Raw genomic sequence first — 14926 nt, 5'->3', positions numbered from 1 at the left:
CTGCAACACTTGTGGTCGCCACCTAGCTTCGCGGAGGACGAGTGTCACCCAACCCCGGCACCACGGTCGACGACCAGGGCGTGCGCAGGCAACTGGCCGACGGCACCGAGGAGTCGGTGTCGTGGACCGACCTGACCGAGGTCGCCATCCGCACGACCCCGGAGGGCCCGTGGAAGGAGGACGTGTTCTTCCTGCTGATGCGGGAGGGGGGCGGGGGGTGCGCGGTGCCCGCGGGAGACCCGTCGGCGGACGACCTGATGGGCAGGCTCCAGTCCCTCCCCAACTTCGACAACGACGCGTTCATCGAGGCCATGACGACCACGGAGGACGGCCTCTTCGTCATCTGGCAGCGCTGAGCGGTACTTCGGTCATCCGCACCACGGCGAGCGCTGAGTGATCTAGCTTGATCTTTCGTGGACGAGCGGTGCAGGCACGATCTGCTGCGGGGACAGTGCGCCGACTGCAAGCCACCACCACCCGGTGTCCGCGCCCACGGGTACCGCACTCGTGGCGGCTCGGCGTACCACAACGATCCGTCGTGCGACTGGCTCGCCCGAGGCCAGCGCTACGCGGCTGCGCGTGGGCAGGACACCCGTGCGGTGGTGCCGATCCACTGGGCGAACGTCCGGCCGGGGACGTTGGAGCCGTGCGAGCACTGCTGCACCACGGCCTGGGTGGCGCGCCACAATCCCGCTGTTGCTCCCGCCTCGGCCTGGAAACCGTGCGAGGTCCTCGACGGCGAGCTCTGGTACGACGGTCACCTGTCGTGGGAAGCCGCGCGTCGTGAGGACGGGCTGTGGTGGGCGGAGGTGCGGTACTCGCGGGACGGGCAGATGCTGACTGCGGTGCGGAACGAGAACGCGGTGCGACCACCGCAATGATCCCCCACCCGCCCGAGCCACACTCGCCCTCCCGCCCAGGCCGCTTCGCACCCCCTCCCCGCCGAGCCGAATCCACTAGCCGCCGACATGTGCCAGCTCGACCTTCAACCGCTCGAGCCGCACTCGCCCACCCAGTCCAGGCCGCCTCGCAACCCTTCCCCGCCCCGCCCCGCCAGGCCGAGCCCGCCACCCGCCGACGTGTGCCAGCCCGACCCCCACCGAACTCGTCGCGCTCCTGCTCACTGCTCGATGGGGTGGAACGTCTTTGTGTGGGGGGACGGACCTGCCAAGCTCGCCTGCGGGTGGGGTGGGCTTGCCCCTCCCACCGCTTTGCCCCACCGCAGGTCCGTAGGGGCCCCGCACAAAGACGTTTCACCCCATCGAGCACAGCTCGATTCTCGCGTTCAGACCACGGGAGAACAGGTCCCCGCCGGGTCGATCGATACTCACCTCACGCCGCGGACCAGACACCCGCCGGGCCGGGTCCATCAGTCCAGCCCCACGCGAAAAACAAGGGCGGCCTCGATCGGGCGAACTTGCTTTGCGCGGGGCCCCTACGGACCTGCGGTGGGGCAAAGCGGTGGGAGGGGCAAGCCCACCCCACCCGCAGGCGAGCTTGGCAGGTCCGTCCCCCCACGCAAAGCAAGTCCACCCAATCAAGGCGTATAGCGGGGGCGCGTTGCGTTCTGTGGGGGCTGGGCTCAAGCGGCGGTCGTGGGGGTGGCTGGGGAGAAATGTGTGGGGTGGAGGCTGGGATCCCGCAGCAGTCATGGAGATGGCCAGGGAGAAACGCGTTAGGCAGGGGGCTGAAATCCTGCGGCGGTTGTGAAGGTGGCTGGCGGGAGAAGAGCATTGGGCGGGCTGGGCTTCTGCGGTGATTCGGGGTGAGTCCGGTGTAGCCACGCCGCATTGGGGCGGGAGCGGGATTCGGGCGGCGGTTGACCTGAGCGGCTGCGCCGCACCAGTGCGGGGCTGGGGCTGCCCCTATGCCTCCGGCCCCCGGTATCAATTCTACCGGCGGGCACCGACGATTCCCGGCAAAGATGATCAAGCCTGTGGATAACTCAGGCCCACTGCGCGATGACGGTGACCGTGCCCGGGGCGACCTCGGTGAAACCCGCATCCCGCACCGCAACAGCTCGATGAGTTTCCCAGGCCGATTTGGGATCCGTGCCGGGGTGGACCTTGGTCCACTGGTCCGCAGAAGGCGTCCGGACGGCGCAGCGGAGGTCTGTTTCGGTCCACTGCTTGATGCGGTCCTGCTCCCCCGACGCGTGCAGCTGGGCGGCTAGGAGCATGGTGGCGTGGCCCACTTGGGCTGCCGCCTTGCCGACTGTCATGGGGACGGTCGGGTTGAGCCACAGGACCGGGGTGTCGGTCGGGATCGGGCCCGGGGTGTCGTCCGGGAGTTCGCTGCCGGAGATCTGCAGGCGGGACAGGACCTTCGGGGCCTCGACGACCTTGCCCGGTACGAAAGCGCGGGCCTCGGCACCATCGACCGTCACCGTGATCCCGGGGAGTTCCTGTACAGCCGCCCAGTGCGCCCCCCGCGCCCGCCGGGACACCTTGCGGATCCGGCCGCGCACCCAGGCATCCACCTCCGAGTGCCACGGGCCTTCCGGCTCGGCACGCGGATCCAGGCACACCGCCAAGGAAGCTGCCGCAGCGGCTTCCAGCAGCGGGGTGCGCAACGGCGCCGGATCCCGCTCGACGCGCAGGACTATGGGCATGGCTCGGACCTCGGTCGGGTCTTCGTCTGCCGTGTCGTTGGTCGTGTGCGCGGGGAGGCTCATCCACGTGACGTAGCGGGCGGCCAGTGGGTCGAGGATGGTCAAGGCTGCTCCGAGGCCGCGTCGAAGGATTGGGTGATGAGGGCGCGCAACACGTCTTGGTCGGTTTGGTTGACGTGTTTGAGGTAGACGCAGCCTTTGCTGGTCGTGTGCTTTCCGAGGGTGGTCAGCGGGTAGTCCGTGAGTGGGCCGGTCAGGTACAGGACCGTGTGCGGCTTGCGCGGGGCGAAGGCGACGGCTGGGGTGTCGCCCTCGCGGCCCGAGTCGTAGCGGTAGTGGCGGGAGCCGAAACCGATGATGGACGTGCCCCACAAGACCGCGGGCTCACCTGTCACCTCGGCCATCATGGCGACCAGGAGTTCGGCGTCGGCGCGGCGCTGGGGGTCGGGCACGGCGGCGACGAACTCGGCGACGTCGTCCGTGGTCGGTTCCACCTGGTACCTCCCAAGAGACCGGGGTGCGGTCGGGGAAACCTACCCGACCGCCACCCAGGCCTACCTCAGATCCGCTCCGGGTCCAGCCCGTCGGCCAGGTCCGCCGCCTCGATCTCGCTGCGGGTGACGCCTAGGACGAACAGCACGACGTCCAGGTACGGGTGCGACAGCGCGGTGTCGGCCACCTCGCGCAGGGCGGGTTTGGCGTTGAACGCGATCCCGAGGCCCGCCGTGGACAGCATGTCGATGTCGTTGGCGCCGTCGCCGACCGCTACGCACTGGGCGAGGGGGATGTCGTAGCTCTCGGCGAAGCGGCGCAGGGCGACGGACTTGCCCGCGCGGTCGACGACGTCGCCCAAGACGCGGCCGGTCAGGTGGCCGTCGACGACCTCCAGCTCGTTGGCCGCCGAGAAGTCCAGGCCCAGGTCGTCCACCAGGCGGGCGATGGTCGCGGTGAAACCACCGGAGACGACGCCGCAGCGGTAGCCGAGGCGCTTCAACGTGCGGATGGTGGTGCGGGCGCCCGGGGTCAGCTCCATCGCGGCGGCGACCTCGTCGAGCACCGAGGCGGGCAGGCCTGCGAGGGTCTTCACCCGCTGGTGCAGCGACTCGGTGAAGTCCAGTTCGCCGCGCATGGCGGCCTCGGTGATCTCCCGGACCTCGTCCTCGCGGCCCGCCTTGGCCGCCAGCATCTCGATGACCTCGCCCTGGATCAGCGTCGAGTCGACGTCGAAGACGATGAGGCGCTTGGCGCGGCGGGACAGCAGGTCGCGCTCGACGGCGATGTCCAGGCCCACCCGCACGGACAGCTCGGCCAGCGCCGAGCGCAGCTCCGCGTCGGCGGCGTCGGTGTCCTGGGAGACCGAGACGCGCAGCTCCAGGCCGGTGACCGGGTAGTCGGCCACCCGGCGGATCGCGTCGATGTTGATCTCCAGCGCGGCCAGCCTGCGGGCCACCTCGCCGAAGCCGCGGGCGGACACCGGGTGGCCGAGCACGACCAGCACGTGCGTGGACGGCTTGACCGGGCGCTGCTCGGCGCCGACCTGCACCTCCACCCGCATCTCCACCGACGCCATGGCCTGCTCGACGGACTCCTGCAGGCCCTCGGCGTCGTGGTCGGTGGCCACGAGCGCGCCGAGCACGAGCTGGCCGCGGATGACGACCTGCTCGACGTCGAGGATGTCGACGCCGTGCCGGGTCAGCGCGGCGAACAGCACCGAGGACACACCCGGCTTGTCCGGCCCGGTGACGGTGATCAGGACTGGGGTCTGGAGGGGACCAGGTGAAGTGGACACGATCCGGAGGCTCCCGTGACGACTGGCCTGCCGGTCCCGCTCGGGGACACCGGCTCGGCGACTGGGCTGGCGGTGCGCGCGGTGCCGCCGCGACGGGCCGGGTCGCGGCCGTCCGCGCGGTGGTGCGGGGTGCCCGTCGGTCGCCGCCGCGGCGGTGACCTCCGCTCGGGACGGGTGCGTCCCCGGCAGGCGTCGTCGGCTGCCGTGTGGCGGTGTGCGGGGCGGACCCGGTGGCGTGCGTGGCAGGCGCCGTCGACTGCCGCCGAACCAGGTCTGTGGATCTTGCGGAAAAGGAGAAGCGGGTGGGGCGAAGGACGCAGTGCGTTCCTCAGCTCCACCCGCAGATCCCTTCCGCGCTTCGGCGGACCGACACCCCCGTGACCCGCTCAGCGCCGGTCACGGTGTCGGTGCGCTCAATTGGGCAACGTGGGGTCGCCCTTGGAGATCTCGTTCGGGTTCATCGTGGCGGCCACCATCTCCGACGGGGCGGGCTTGTGGCCGTGACCACCGAGCAGACCCACGTACTTGTCCGCCTCGGTCGCCTCCCGCATGTGCGGGTAGTGCAGGTCGAACGCGGGCCGCTCGGAGCGGATCCGGGGCAGCTCGGTGAAGTTGTGCCGCGGCGGCGGGGAGCTGGTGGCCCACTCCAGGGAGTTGCCGTAGCCCCACGGGTCGTCGGCGGTGACGATCTCGCCGTACCGGTAGCTCTTGAACACGTTGTAGATGAACGGAAGCGTCGACGCGCCGAGGATGTAGGCGCCGATCGTGGAGATCATGTTCAGCGTGGTGAAGCCGTCCGTCGGCAGGTAGTCGGCGTAGCGCCGGGGCATGCCCTCGTTGCCCAGCCAGTGCTGGACCAGGAACGTGCCGTGGAAGCCGATGAACGTGGTCCAGAAGTGCAGCTTGCCCAGCGGCTCGTCGAGGAACCGGCCGGTGATCTTCGGGAACCAGAAGTAGATGCCCGCGAAGGTCGCGAACACGATCGTGCCGTAGAGCACGTAGTGGAAGTGCGCGACGACGAAGTACGAGTCGGACACGTGGAAGTCGATGGCGGGCGCGGCCAGCAGCACGCCGGTGAGACCGCCGAAGAGGAACGTGACCAGGAAGCCGACGCTGAACAGCATCGGGGTCTCGAAGGTCAGCTGCCCCTTCCACATCGTGCCGATCCAGTTGAAGAACTTCACACCGGTCGGCACCGCGATGAGGAAGGTCATGAAGGAGAAGAACGGCAGCAGCACGGCGCCGGTGGCGTACATGTGGTGCGCCCACACGGTGACCGACAGGGCGGCGATGCCCAGGGTCGCGTACACCAAGCCGCGGTAGCCGAACAGCGGCTTGCGGCTGAAGACCGGGAAGATCTCCGAGACGATGCCGAAGAAGGGTAGAGCGACGATATAGACCTCTGGATGGCCGAAGAACCAGAACAGGTGTTGCCAGAGGATGACGCCACCGTTGGCCGGGTCGAACACGTGCGCCCCGAGTTGCCGGTCGGCGAGCAGGCCGAACAGCGCCGCGGTGAGGATCGGGAACGCCAGCAGCACCAGCACGCTGGTGATCAGGATGTTCCAGGTGAAGATCGGCATCCGGAACATGGTCATACCGGGCGCGCGCAGGCAGACCACGGTGGTGAGCATGTTGACCGCGCCCAGGATGGTGCCGAGACCACCGACCGCCAGACCGGTGATCCACAGGTCCGCGCCGATGCCCGGGGAGTGGATCTTGTCCGACAGCGGGGTGTAGGCGAACCAGCCGAAGTCCGCGGCGCCGCCCGGGGTGAGGAACCCGAACATGACGATGATGCCGCCGAACAGGTACAGCCAGTAGGAGAACGCGTTCAGCCTGGGGAACGCCACGTCGGGCGAGCCGATCTGCAGCGGCAGGATGAAGTTCGCGAACCCGAATAGGATCGGCGTCGCGTACAGCAGCAGCATCACCGTGCCGTGCATGGTGAACAGCTGGTTGTACTGCTCCTGGGACAGGAACTGCTGCCCCGGCACCGCCAGTTCGGAGCGGATCAGCATCGCCATCGCGCCGCCCACCATGAAGAAGGCGAACGACGTGACCAGGTACATGATGCCGATTTGCTTGTGGTCCGTGGTGCGGAACAGCCGCAGCAGGTACGAACCCTTGGCCGTCTCGCGGGCCGGATACGGCCGCGTGGCGATCGGCTGCGGGGCTACTGCCGTCACTCCTGCCTCCTGCAACTGCTGGTGTCGGACGTGCGAGCCGAACCACCGGGGTGGTTCGGTTGGGATGGTAGTCCCGGGTGCCCTCGCGGGCGCGCGAGGGCTCGGTGTGCTGTGGGCGACTCCCGATCAGCAGTTGCCCAGGTCACACCGGGCGGACGGCGTACTGGCGCAGGGTCAGGTCGGTGAAGGTGACCGGGCCGCGGGGTCCGGGGACGCGATCGATGTTGATCCCGGTCTCCGGCACGCCGAGCAGCTTGAACCCGTCGAGCAGGCGGGTCGGGGCGTTCCAGAACACGCCGGTACCGGTGTAGGCGGCGAAGAAGTCCGCCGCCGCGGCGGCGTCGGTGGTGACGATGCCCGCGGCGAGTCCGGAGGTCTCGGTGTTCGCGATCCGCGCGGCGTGTCGCAGGTCGTCGACGGGGGCCACGGTCACGGTGGCCTCGCGGTCGGAGTCCAGCGCCCACTCGTACCCGATCGGGTGAGTGTGCGGCGGCAGCGAGGCGCGCACGCCCGCCGCGTCGAGGGCGGCCTGGATGGTGGGCAGAGCGGTGTCGTAGACGTCGCGGTGCACCAGCAGGAGGTTCAGGCGGTTGCAGACGCCGAGGCGGTCGAGGCTGCGGGTGATCAGGTCCGCCGCGAACCCGGGATCGGCCTTGGCGTCGTAGTAGAGGACGCCGCCGCCGTCGGCGTGCGCGAGCGTCCGCACGCCGGACGCGGCGGCGCGGCGGCCGAGTTCGCGGGTGCTCTCGCCGCTGCCGCGCAGGATGACCAGCGGCACCAGGTCGGGCAGGTCGACCAGCGCGCCCGCGGCTTCGCGGTCGGGGCTGGGCACCAGTTGGATCGCGTCGGCGTCGAGGTCGGCGTCCTCCAGCGCGGGCGCGATGACGTGCTTGACCAGCGCCGTGGCCGAGCGCAGCGCGGCCGACCCGGTGCGCAGCACGCCCGCGTTGCGGGACTTGACCAGCTGCGACGCCACGTCGACCGTCACGTTCGGCCGGGCCTCGTAGTTGGCGCCGATGACGCCGACCGGCCTGCTCAGCTCGATGAGCCGGTAGCCGCCGTCGAGCGTGCCGACCTCACGGGAGCGCGGCGGGTGCGCGACCGAGGCGAGCAGCCGCAACTGCTCGGCCATCTCCTCCAGCCGCGCCTCGGTGATCCGCAGCCGGTCGAGCAGACCGCTGCTCATCCCGGCCGCCTCCGCCGCGGCGACGTCCTCGGCGTTGGCGGCCAACACCTTGGCGCGCGCGGACGACAGCCGCGCGGCCATCTCGCCGATCGCGTTGTCGATGGTCTCGTCGCTCGCCCCGGCCAGCGACGGCGCCGCCGCGTACGCCTTGGCCGCGCACGCGGACACGAGGTCGCCGGTGGTCTGCTCGGACACAGCCTGGTCGGACGCGGCCTGGTCGGACACGGTCGGATCCCTTCCCTCACCTGCTGGGACCCCGAATCATGCCGCACGCGCGCGCCCGCCCCGGCGCCGCCCCACGACCCTCTACTGTGGACTTCCCGGTGGTCCGGCGTAGAACCGGGCGAGTTGTTCGACGCGTTGCTCGTCGAGGTCGGGCCGCGGGTGCACGGCGTCGAGCAGCGCCTCGCCGTCGAAGGCGCGCAGCCCGGTCGACAGCGCGGCGAGCCGGGCCTGCTCGGGTTGCGCGGCGATCGCGGGGACCCGCAGCCCGATCCGGTCGATCTCCCCGGCCCGGCCGGTGATGGTCGGCTGGAGCCGGGCGCGCAGGTCGGCGTCGGTGCGGGCGGCGAGCAGCAGCTCGAACCAGACGATGTTCAGCGGCGCGCGGGCCGCCTCCCGCACCGCCCGCAGCGCGCCGCGCGGGTCCGGGTCCGCCTCGGGGCCCAGGTACGGGCCGACGCGGGCCAGGAAGTCCGCGGACTGCCGCCTGCCGACCTCCTCCGCGACGGTGACGACGAGGTCGAGCCGGGTGTCGAAGTGCCGGAACAGCCCGCCGTGCGACACGCCCGCGCGGCGGCAGATCTCCTGCACGGAGGCGCGCGCGTAGCCGACCTCGGAGATCGCCGCGATGGTGGCGTCGACGAGCTTGGCCACCGTGGCCTCCCGGCGCTCCCGCTGGGTTCGGCGCCGCGTCGGCCTCGGCTCCGCGGGATCGGTGGGTTCGGTGGCGGGGTCGCTCATGGGCGGGCCTTTCCGTGGGTCGCTCACCGGGTATCTCGCCGAGCACAACGCGCGAAAACGGGTGAGGACACGCGGAACCTTCGGGTTAAAGCAAGAGCCACCCGCACGCCAGGAAAACGGCACCGGCGTTGATGAGCGCGAACGACCCGACCCAGAAGAAGCCGGGGGCGCCGGTGAGCCGGGCGAGCTGGTCGGCGTCGGAGTCGCGGGCGTGCCCGCGCCTGCGCTTGGCCTGCAGCTCCACCACCGGGCGCAGGCCGCCGAGCAGCAGGAACCAGGCGATGAGGTAGGCGAAGGCGGCCTGCACCTGGTCGGGGGCGAAGAAGGATACGCCGAAGAGCACGGCGCCGGTGGCCACGACCGGCAGCACACCGTAGAGGTTGCGGATCATGACCAGCACGGCGAAGAGCAGGACCGCGCAGGTGATGAGCACGGCGCTGACCCGGTCGGCGCCGAGCAGGGCCGCGAAGCCGAGCCCGAGCAGGGACGGGGCGACGTAGCCCGCGAGCGCGGTGCAGACCATGCCCGGCCCCTCGGGCTTGCCGCGCGAGAGCATGACGCCGGAGGTGTCGGCGTGCAGGCGGATGCCGGTGACCCGGCGGCCCGCGAGCAGCGCGATCAGCGCGTGGCCCGCCTCGTGCACGATGGTGATCACGTTGCGGGCCGGGCGCCAGAAGGCGTTGACGATGACGACGGCCAGGGCGATGCCCGCGGTCACCAGGACCATGGTCGGGGGCGGCTGCCACTGGTCGCCGAAGAGGTCGCGAAGGAAATCAGACTGCACTCCCCCATCTTTCCCCAGGTCGGGGGGTGGTCGGAGGCCAGTCGAGCACACTGGCGAGTTGGCGGCGGAACAGCGCAGGTGGGAGCAGGCGCAGGGCCGCGTCGCGCAGCGGCGCGGCGGCACCGGCGTGCGCCAGGCGGCCCGCGGTCCGGGAACGGCGGGCGATGGACTGGCTGCGGGGTCGGCGGAGCGCGTCGTAGCGCCGGAGGTCGGCGGTGGCGGCGAGGGTGACGGCGTCCTCGATGGCCTGGCAGCCGCCTTGGCCGAGGTTGGGGGTCATGGCGTGCGCGGCGTCGCCGACGAGCGCGACCGGGCCGCGCGCGTAGGTGGGCAGGTCGGGCAGGTAGTACAGGTCGTGGCGGACCGCCGCGGTCGCCGCCGCGAGGACAGCGGGGACGGGGTCGGGCCAGTCGGCGAAGCGGCGGCGGAGTTCGTCGAGTTCGCTGTGCGGGAAGCGGGTGTCCGCCGGGAGGACGGCGGCGGCGTAGACGTAGACGCGGTCGTCGCTCATCGGGAAGACGCCGAAGACCTGGCGGTCTCCCCAGGTCTCGCTGCCGGCAACGGCGGGGAGGCCCGCGGCGGGGACGATCGTGCGCCACGCGGTGTGGCCGGAGTAGCGGGGGCTCGGGGCGTCGGGCCAGAGGGCGGCGCGGACGGTGCTGCGGAGGCCGTCGGCGCCGACCAGGAGGTCGTACTCGCGACCGTTGAGGACGGGTTTGCCGTCGACCACGCGGACGTCGGCGGCCGGTGAGCCGGGGCGCAGGACACCGTCGGGGACGGCGGCGAGGAGGACGTCGAGCAGCTCGGCGCGGTGCAGCATGACGAGTTCGTCCGGTCCGCCCGCGCCACGGGCCAGCCAGCGGCCCTTGCGGTCGCGGAAGCCGCCTTGGCCGGAGTACGCGCCGCGCGCCCGCACCTGGTCGCCGAGACCGAGCACGTCGAGCGCGCGCAGGGCGTTCGCCCACAGCGAGATCCCCGCGCCGACCTCGGTGAACTCGGCGGCGCGCTCGTGCACCTCGACGTCCCAGCCCCGCCTGACCAGGCCGATTGCGGTCGTCAGCCCGGCGATCCCGCCACCGACCACTGCCGCTGTTCCCATGGCTTCCTCCTCGGTTCTCTACACCTGTAGAGGACTCTACACTCGTAGAGTGACTTCCCGGAGGAGCGCGATCACCGACGCGGCCATCGCCACACTCGCCGCCGAGGGCCTGCGCGGCCTGACCCACCGCGCGGTCGACAAGGCGGCGGGGCTGTCGGAGGGCTCGACCTCGTACTACTTCCGCACCCGCCACGCCCTGCTGGCCGCCACCGTCGAGCGGCTGGCCGAGCTGGACGCCGACGAGCTGGCGCCGGTCACCCCGGTGCCGGGGCGGATCGAGGTGGACGTGCTGGCCGGGATGATGGCGGGCATGGCCGAGCGCGCGGCGACCGTCCACCGGGACCGGGCGCTGGCCCGCTACGAGCTGTCGCTGGAGGCGGTCCGCAGGCCGGAGCTGCGGGAGGTGCTCGTGTCCGTCGGCGAGCGCTACCGGCGGCTCGCCGCGGACCTGCTGGTCGCCGCGGGCGCCACCGACCCGGGGCGGCAGGGCCGCGCCCTCGTCGCGTTCCTCGACGGCGCCATCTTCGACCGGATCGCGGGCGCCAACCGCGAACGGCTCACTGGCGCGGACCTCCACCGGTCGTTCGCCGAGGCCCTGCACGGGATGCTCGCGGGCACACCGTGAATTTCTCGGTTGCCGCGACAACCGGGCGCGCGGCGGACCGGGTGCGGGCTGGGTAGCCTGCGGCCATGGCGAAGCTGATCTGGATCCCGCGGGCCCTCGGGCTCGCCACCGCCGCGTACGGGGCCGCGATCCTGGCCCGGCCCGCCCTGATGGCGCGGCCGACCGGGCTGGTGACCTCCTCCGGCGAACCCGCGCGCGGCGTCGCCGTGCTGACCAGGAGCATCGGCGCGCGCGACCTGGCCACCGGCCTGGCCATGGCGGTCGCGCCCGCCGGGGCGCCGCTGCGCACGGCCATCGCGGTGCGGGTCGTGGCCGACGTGGTGGACGCCGTGGGTTTCGGGACCGGGCTGCCGGACGCGTCGGCGCGCGGCAAGTCGGCTGCCGTGGCGGGCGCGTGGGCCGGGCTGTGCGCCCTTTCGGCCCTGGCTTCGGGCAGGTGAGTCCGACCACGCGGGCGTGCCGGGATTCTCGCCGCCTGTCGTGGGGTTGTGGTTGACTGGCTGTGGTCACACGGATCGCAGCGGTAGTCGGGCCCCCGACCCGCCGGGACCGGTGACTGGGGCGTCCGCACCAGCGGTCAACCCTCCAGTAGGACGGCTAGGAGACAAGCATGGCCCAGGGCACCGTCAAGTGGTTCAACTCGGAGAAGGGGTACGGCTTCATCGCCCCTGACGACGGTGGCGCGGACGTGTTCGTGCACTACTCGGAGATCCAGACAAACGGCTTTCGCACGCTGGAGGAGAACCAGAAGGTGCGTTACGAGGTCGGACAGGGCGCCAAGGGTCCGCAGGCGACCGGCGTGAGCGTGGTCTGACCGCACTGAGACCGTGGGGAAGGGCCCCGCTCCGGGATTCCGGAGCGGGGCCCTTCTCTCTTCCCGCCGGGTTTCCTACATCGAGCAGGGGTTGCCGGACGGGTGCAGGGACGTGCCCTTGTAGCCGACCTTGGCCTCACCGAGGATGACCGTGGCGACCGAGGTGTCCAGGGCGAACGCCTGGCGCACGTACTGGCCGTTCACGATCGTGTCGGTGTTGATCTTCAGCGTGCCGACCACCAGCGGGATGGTCAGCGGCCCGTTGCCGACCGCGACGGTCAGGCCGTTGACCTTGAGCGAGGCCACGTTCGAGCTGGCGCTGTACACCGGCGTGCCGTTCGAGCAGGTGAAGCCCGCGGACGCGGTGACGGCGCCGACCGAGATGTTGGCCAGGCCGAGCAGGCTGATCGTGGCGCCCGCGATGTTCGACGACGACCGCACGCCGTCCCCGTTGGCGACCGCGGTCTGTTGGTCGTTCGGGATCAGGTCGGTGGTCGCGTCCACGTCGCCGGTGAGCACGCTCAGGATGCCCGAGGACAGGTTGGCGTTGATCAGCGTCGGGGTCTCCTCGACGCACGGGTCGTTGGGCGAGTTGGCCTGGGCGGCGCTGGCCAGCGTGGTCTGCAGCAGCGCGAGCCGGGCGGCGCCCGCCGAGCAGGTCCAGGTGCCGTCGCGGTCACTGTCGGTGATCGTCGCGGTGCCGGTGGCCCGCAGGATCGTGGCCCCGGAGGCGCCGGACAGCGTCAGGGTGAACGTCTCCGACGGTTCGTCGATCGTGTCCGCGGCGACTTGGACCGTGACCGTCTTGCTGGTCTCCCCTGGCGCGAAGGTCAGGGTGCCGGAGGCGGCGGTGTAGTCGGCGGGCGCGGTCGCGGTGCCGTTGGCGGTGGCGTAGTTGACCGTCACCGGCGCGTTGGCAGCGGCGTTGAGCGTCACGGTGAAGACGGCCCCGGCGGTGCCCGAGGTGGGCTCGGCGAAGGTGATGTCGCCGACCGACAGGCCCAGGACGCGGACGGTGGTGGTCTCCACGAAGCCCTGCGAGACGCCGTCGACCAGGTAGTCGACCTGGCAGCTGTAGACGCCGGGGGCGGCCGACGGGCTGACCGTCAGTGTCTCGGTGAAGGTCGCGACGCTGCCGCTGGTGACCGACACCGACGTGGGCGAGTTGCTGACCGTCAGCTCGGGGGCGCAGGTCTTCACCCGGGGCGCGACGCTGACCTTGGTGCCCTTGATGCCGTCGAGGATCGCCTGCGGCACGGCGCTGGACGGCACGTTGTTGAGCTGGACGCCGCCGGTCGCGCTCACCAGCGCCGCGGCCTGCCCCTTGGCGTCGAGGCCGGAGGAGTTGACCGCGATGACCCGGGCGTTGATGCCCTGCAACGCGGTGACGGCGTCGGCCAGGGTGCGGCCGTTGCTGGGGTCGTGCGACGGGGCGTCGCCGAACAGGGCGACGATCCGGCTGCTGTCGGGCCGGAAGGTGATGTCGCCGGAGGCGACGCGGTAGAGGCCGTTGATGAAGTCCTCGGGGAAGTCACCGCCGCCCGCGGCCACCCACTGGGTGGTCCCGGCCTGCACGGCCGAGATGTTCGCGGTGGGCTGCTGGTTGACCCGGAACGGGATGGTGTCCTTGATGTCCTTGAACTCGGCCACCGCGAACTGGGCGCTGGGCTGGGCGGTCAGGATGTTGCCGGTGAGCGTGCCGATGTTGGAGCGCACGTTGGCGATCACCGCGGACATGCTGCCGGTGGTGTCGGCCAGGAAGACGATGTCCGGGTTGTAGGGGATGGCCGGGGTCGTCACCGACTTGGTGACCGTGGTGGTGCCGCCCGGGATGAGCGTCGCGTCCACAGTGGAAGGCAGGACCCCGGGTGGTGCCGCCCCCGCGGGCGTGACGGCCAGCCCCGCGCCCGCCAGTGCCACGACGACAACGGCGGACACTAGCGACTTTCGCGGTGTACGCACAGATCCCTCCGATTCGGGTGGGGTGCCCGGCTTGATGGCCGGCCGGTCGATCGTTAGCGGGCGAACCGGCCCCGGACAATGGGCGCGACCGCGGACCACCAATCCAGGTGGCACTTCGAATACGTTAGGAGGACGGCCAACGGGCGAATCCCCCACGGACCGTTGATGCCTCACCCGTTCCAGCTCTGCCAACCGGGTGTCGGCCCGATGCAAGGCGGTGCAACCAAACCCACCCGATCGAGCAGCGCCGAGTCCGCTGTGGACAGCGCGTGGGAGATGTCTCGTGACTGACTCGTGATCGCGGTCCGATGGTGTGGTCCGGTCGGTCCGGCGGGGTCGTGGCGGACGGCGATGCCCGCTGCGGCGGTGGCGGTGGAGTGTCGTGCGCGACGGCAGTCGCGCGGGGTCTTCCAGTTCTTCACGCGGACGAGGGGCATGTTCAGCCCGGGGCGCAGATGGCGCGGCGGTGTGGTTTCCTGCCCGTCGCGGAGTGCCCGGCCGGACATGATCGCACCGGGGTGCCGAGGTGGCCGCCGTCAGCCATGACCGGACGCCCCGCCGGTGGCACTGCTTGCCACCGGCAAAAGTAGACGGTGCGGTGGTCGCGGTCACCGAGATCGGTTCGCCGGTGGCGCCGACACCGGACAATGGGCCGAGGGGTCGACCAGCCGGTGCGCCGCGGTGCGCGACAGGCTCGATCCCACGCATCGTCGGTTTCGCGCGCCGGCGGACCGCGACCGGCAGCACCCGATCCGGCAAGGTCAACCGCCGCTGCCTGCCCAGGTCCACCGGCGATCATCTCGCCACGCCGCGCGGCCACCACCCGGGCAGTCGCGGAACCGCCAGGCTTCAATCCGGGAACTGCGCTATCCACTCCGGGGATCCACCCGATCGACCGCGTCCC

At 71.3% G+C, this 14926-nt stretch carries 14 protein-coding genes and 1 pseudogene; 5 read left to right on the top strand and 10 right to left on the bottom strand.

What is annotated here, in order from left to right:
• The first annotated feature begins 41 nt into the window (after positions 1-41).
• A complete protein-coding gene (locus CLV40_RS09420; RefSeq protein ID WP_104478470.1) occupies positions 42-356 on the top strand; it encodes a hypothetical protein in 315 nt (104 codons plus the stop codon).
• Positions 357-413: 57 nt separating this feature from the next.
• Positions 414-881: a hypothetical protein gene (locus tag CLV40_RS37110; protein ID WP_146107977.1), complete on the top strand. Its 468-nt coding sequence runs from the start codon at positions 414-416 to the stop codon at positions 879-881.
• A 1064-nt stretch (positions 882-1945) separates the two neighbouring features.
• On the opposite strand, the gene CLV40_RS09410 is transcribed toward CLV40_RS37110, so the two are convergent.
• The 8 genes from CLV40_RS09410 to CLV40_RS09375 form a co-directional block, all read right to left on the bottom strand.
• Positions 1946-2716 carry a peptidyl-tRNA hydrolase gene (locus CLV40_RS09410; protein ID WP_181043405.1) on the bottom strand — a complete coding sequence of 257 codons (771 nt, stop codon included), beginning with the start codon at positions 2714-2716 and terminating at the stop codon, positions 1946-1948.
• A complete protein-coding gene (locus tag CLV40_RS09405) occupies positions 2713-3105 on the bottom strand; it encodes a DUF1801 domain-containing protein (protein WP_104478468.1) in 393 nt (130 codons plus the stop codon). Before CLV40_RS09405 ends, CLV40_RS09410 begins: the two co-directional genes overlap by 4 nt.
• Before the next feature lie 65 nt (positions 3106-3170).
• Positions 3171-4400, bottom strand: coding sequence for a phosphoserine phosphatase SerB (serB, locus tag CLV40_RS09400; RefSeq protein ID WP_104478467.1), 1230 nt, complete (start codon positions 4398-4400; stop codon positions 3171-3173).
• Positions 4401-4813: 413 nt separating this feature from the next.
• Complete coding sequence (gene ctaD, locus CLV40_RS09395; RefSeq protein WP_104478466.1) at positions 4814-6589, bottom strand: aa3-type cytochrome oxidase subunit I; 1776 nt, start codon at positions 6587-6589, stop codon at positions 4814-4816.
• Positions 6590-6731: 142 nt separating this feature from the next.
• On the bottom strand, positions 6732-8000 hold the full coding sequence (locus CLV40_RS09390) for an aldehyde dehydrogenase family protein (RefSeq protein ID WP_374065493.1): 1269 nt from the start codon (positions 7998-8000) through the stop codon (positions 6732-6734).
• A gap of 81 nt (positions 8001-8081) precedes the next feature.
• Complete coding sequence (locus CLV40_RS09385) at positions 8082-8738, bottom strand: TetR/AcrR family transcriptional regulator (RefSeq protein ID WP_104478465.1); 657 nt, start codon at positions 8736-8738, stop codon at positions 8082-8084.
• Between the two features lie 85 nt (positions 8739-8823).
• The gene (locus CLV40_RS09380; RefSeq protein WP_104478747.1) at positions 8824-9465 is read right to left on the bottom strand and encodes a M50 family metallopeptidase; all 642 of its coding nucleotides are present in this window, start codon (positions 9463-9465) and stop codon (positions 8824-8826) included.
• A gap of 46 nt (positions 9466-9511) precedes the next feature.
• On the bottom strand, positions 9512-10621 hold the full coding sequence (locus tag CLV40_RS09375; RefSeq protein WP_104478464.1) for an FAD-dependent monooxygenase: 1110 nt from the start codon (positions 10619-10621) through the stop codon (positions 9512-9514).
• A 49-nt stretch (positions 10622-10670) separates the two neighbouring features.
• Here CLV40_RS09375 and CLV40_RS09370 point away from each other — a divergent pair, with 49 nt between their 5' ends.
• The 3 genes from CLV40_RS09370 (at position 10671) to CLV40_RS09360 (ending at position 12060) form a co-directional block, all read left to right on the top strand.
• The gene (locus CLV40_RS09370) at positions 10671-11246 is read left to right on the top strand and encodes a TetR/AcrR family transcriptional regulator (protein WP_245931185.1); all 576 of its coding nucleotides are present in this window, start codon (positions 10671-10673) and stop codon (positions 11244-11246) included.
• Positions 11247-11311: 65 nt separating this feature from the next.
• A complete protein-coding gene (locus CLV40_RS09365; RefSeq protein ID WP_104478462.1) occupies positions 11312-11686 on the top strand; it encodes a hypothetical protein in 375 nt (124 codons plus the stop codon).
• A 170-nt stretch (positions 11687-11856) separates the two neighbouring features.
• Positions 11857-12060, top strand: coding sequence for a cold-shock protein (locus CLV40_RS09360; RefSeq protein ID WP_104478461.1), 204 nt, complete (start codon positions 11857-11859; stop codon positions 12058-12060).
• A gap of 75 nt (positions 12061-12135) precedes the next feature.
• On the opposite strand, the gene CLV40_RS09355 is transcribed toward CLV40_RS09360, so the two are convergent.
• Positions 12136-13998, bottom strand: a complete 1863-nt coding sequence (locus tag CLV40_RS09355; protein WP_245931184.1) for a Calx-beta domain-containing protein — start codon at positions 13996-13998, stop codon at positions 12136-12138.
• Between the two features lie 353 nt (positions 13999-14351).
• Positions 14352-14914: pseudogene (locus CLV40_RS40720) on the bottom strand (hypothetical protein); the annotation flags it as partial.
• Positions 14915-14926: the final 12 nt, after the last annotated feature.

This window comes from Actinokineospora auranticolor (assembly GCF_002934265.1).
Classification (GTDB): Bacteria; Actinomycetota; Actinomycetes; order Mycobacteriales; family Pseudonocardiaceae; genus Actinokineospora; species Actinokineospora auranticolor.
The sequence above is the reverse complement of the archived record's forward strand: the minus strand, read 5'-3'. Positions and strand labels throughout refer to the sequence as shown.

Coding starts and splice junctions, on each gene's coding strand:
- CLV40_RS09375 (WP_104478464.1), bottom strand. CDS start 10,621: ATGGGAACAGCGGCAGTGGTCGGTGGCGGGATCGCCGGGCTGACGACC.
- CLV40_RS09365 (WP_104478462.1), top strand. CDS start 11,312: ATGGCGAAGCTGATCTGGATCCCGCGGGCCCTCGGGCTCGCCACCGCC.
- CLV40_RS09360 (WP_104478461.1), top strand. CDS start 11,857: ATGGCCCAGGGCACCGTCAAGTGGTTCAACTCGGAGAAGGGGTACGGC.
- CLV40_RS09380 (WP_104478747.1), bottom strand. CDS start 9,465: ATGGTCCTGGTGACCGCGGGCATCGCCCTGGCCGTCGTCATCGTCAAC.
- CLV40_RS09385 (WP_104478465.1), bottom strand. CDS start 8,738: ATGAGCGACCCCGCCACCGAACCCACCGATCCCGCGGAGCCGAGGCCG.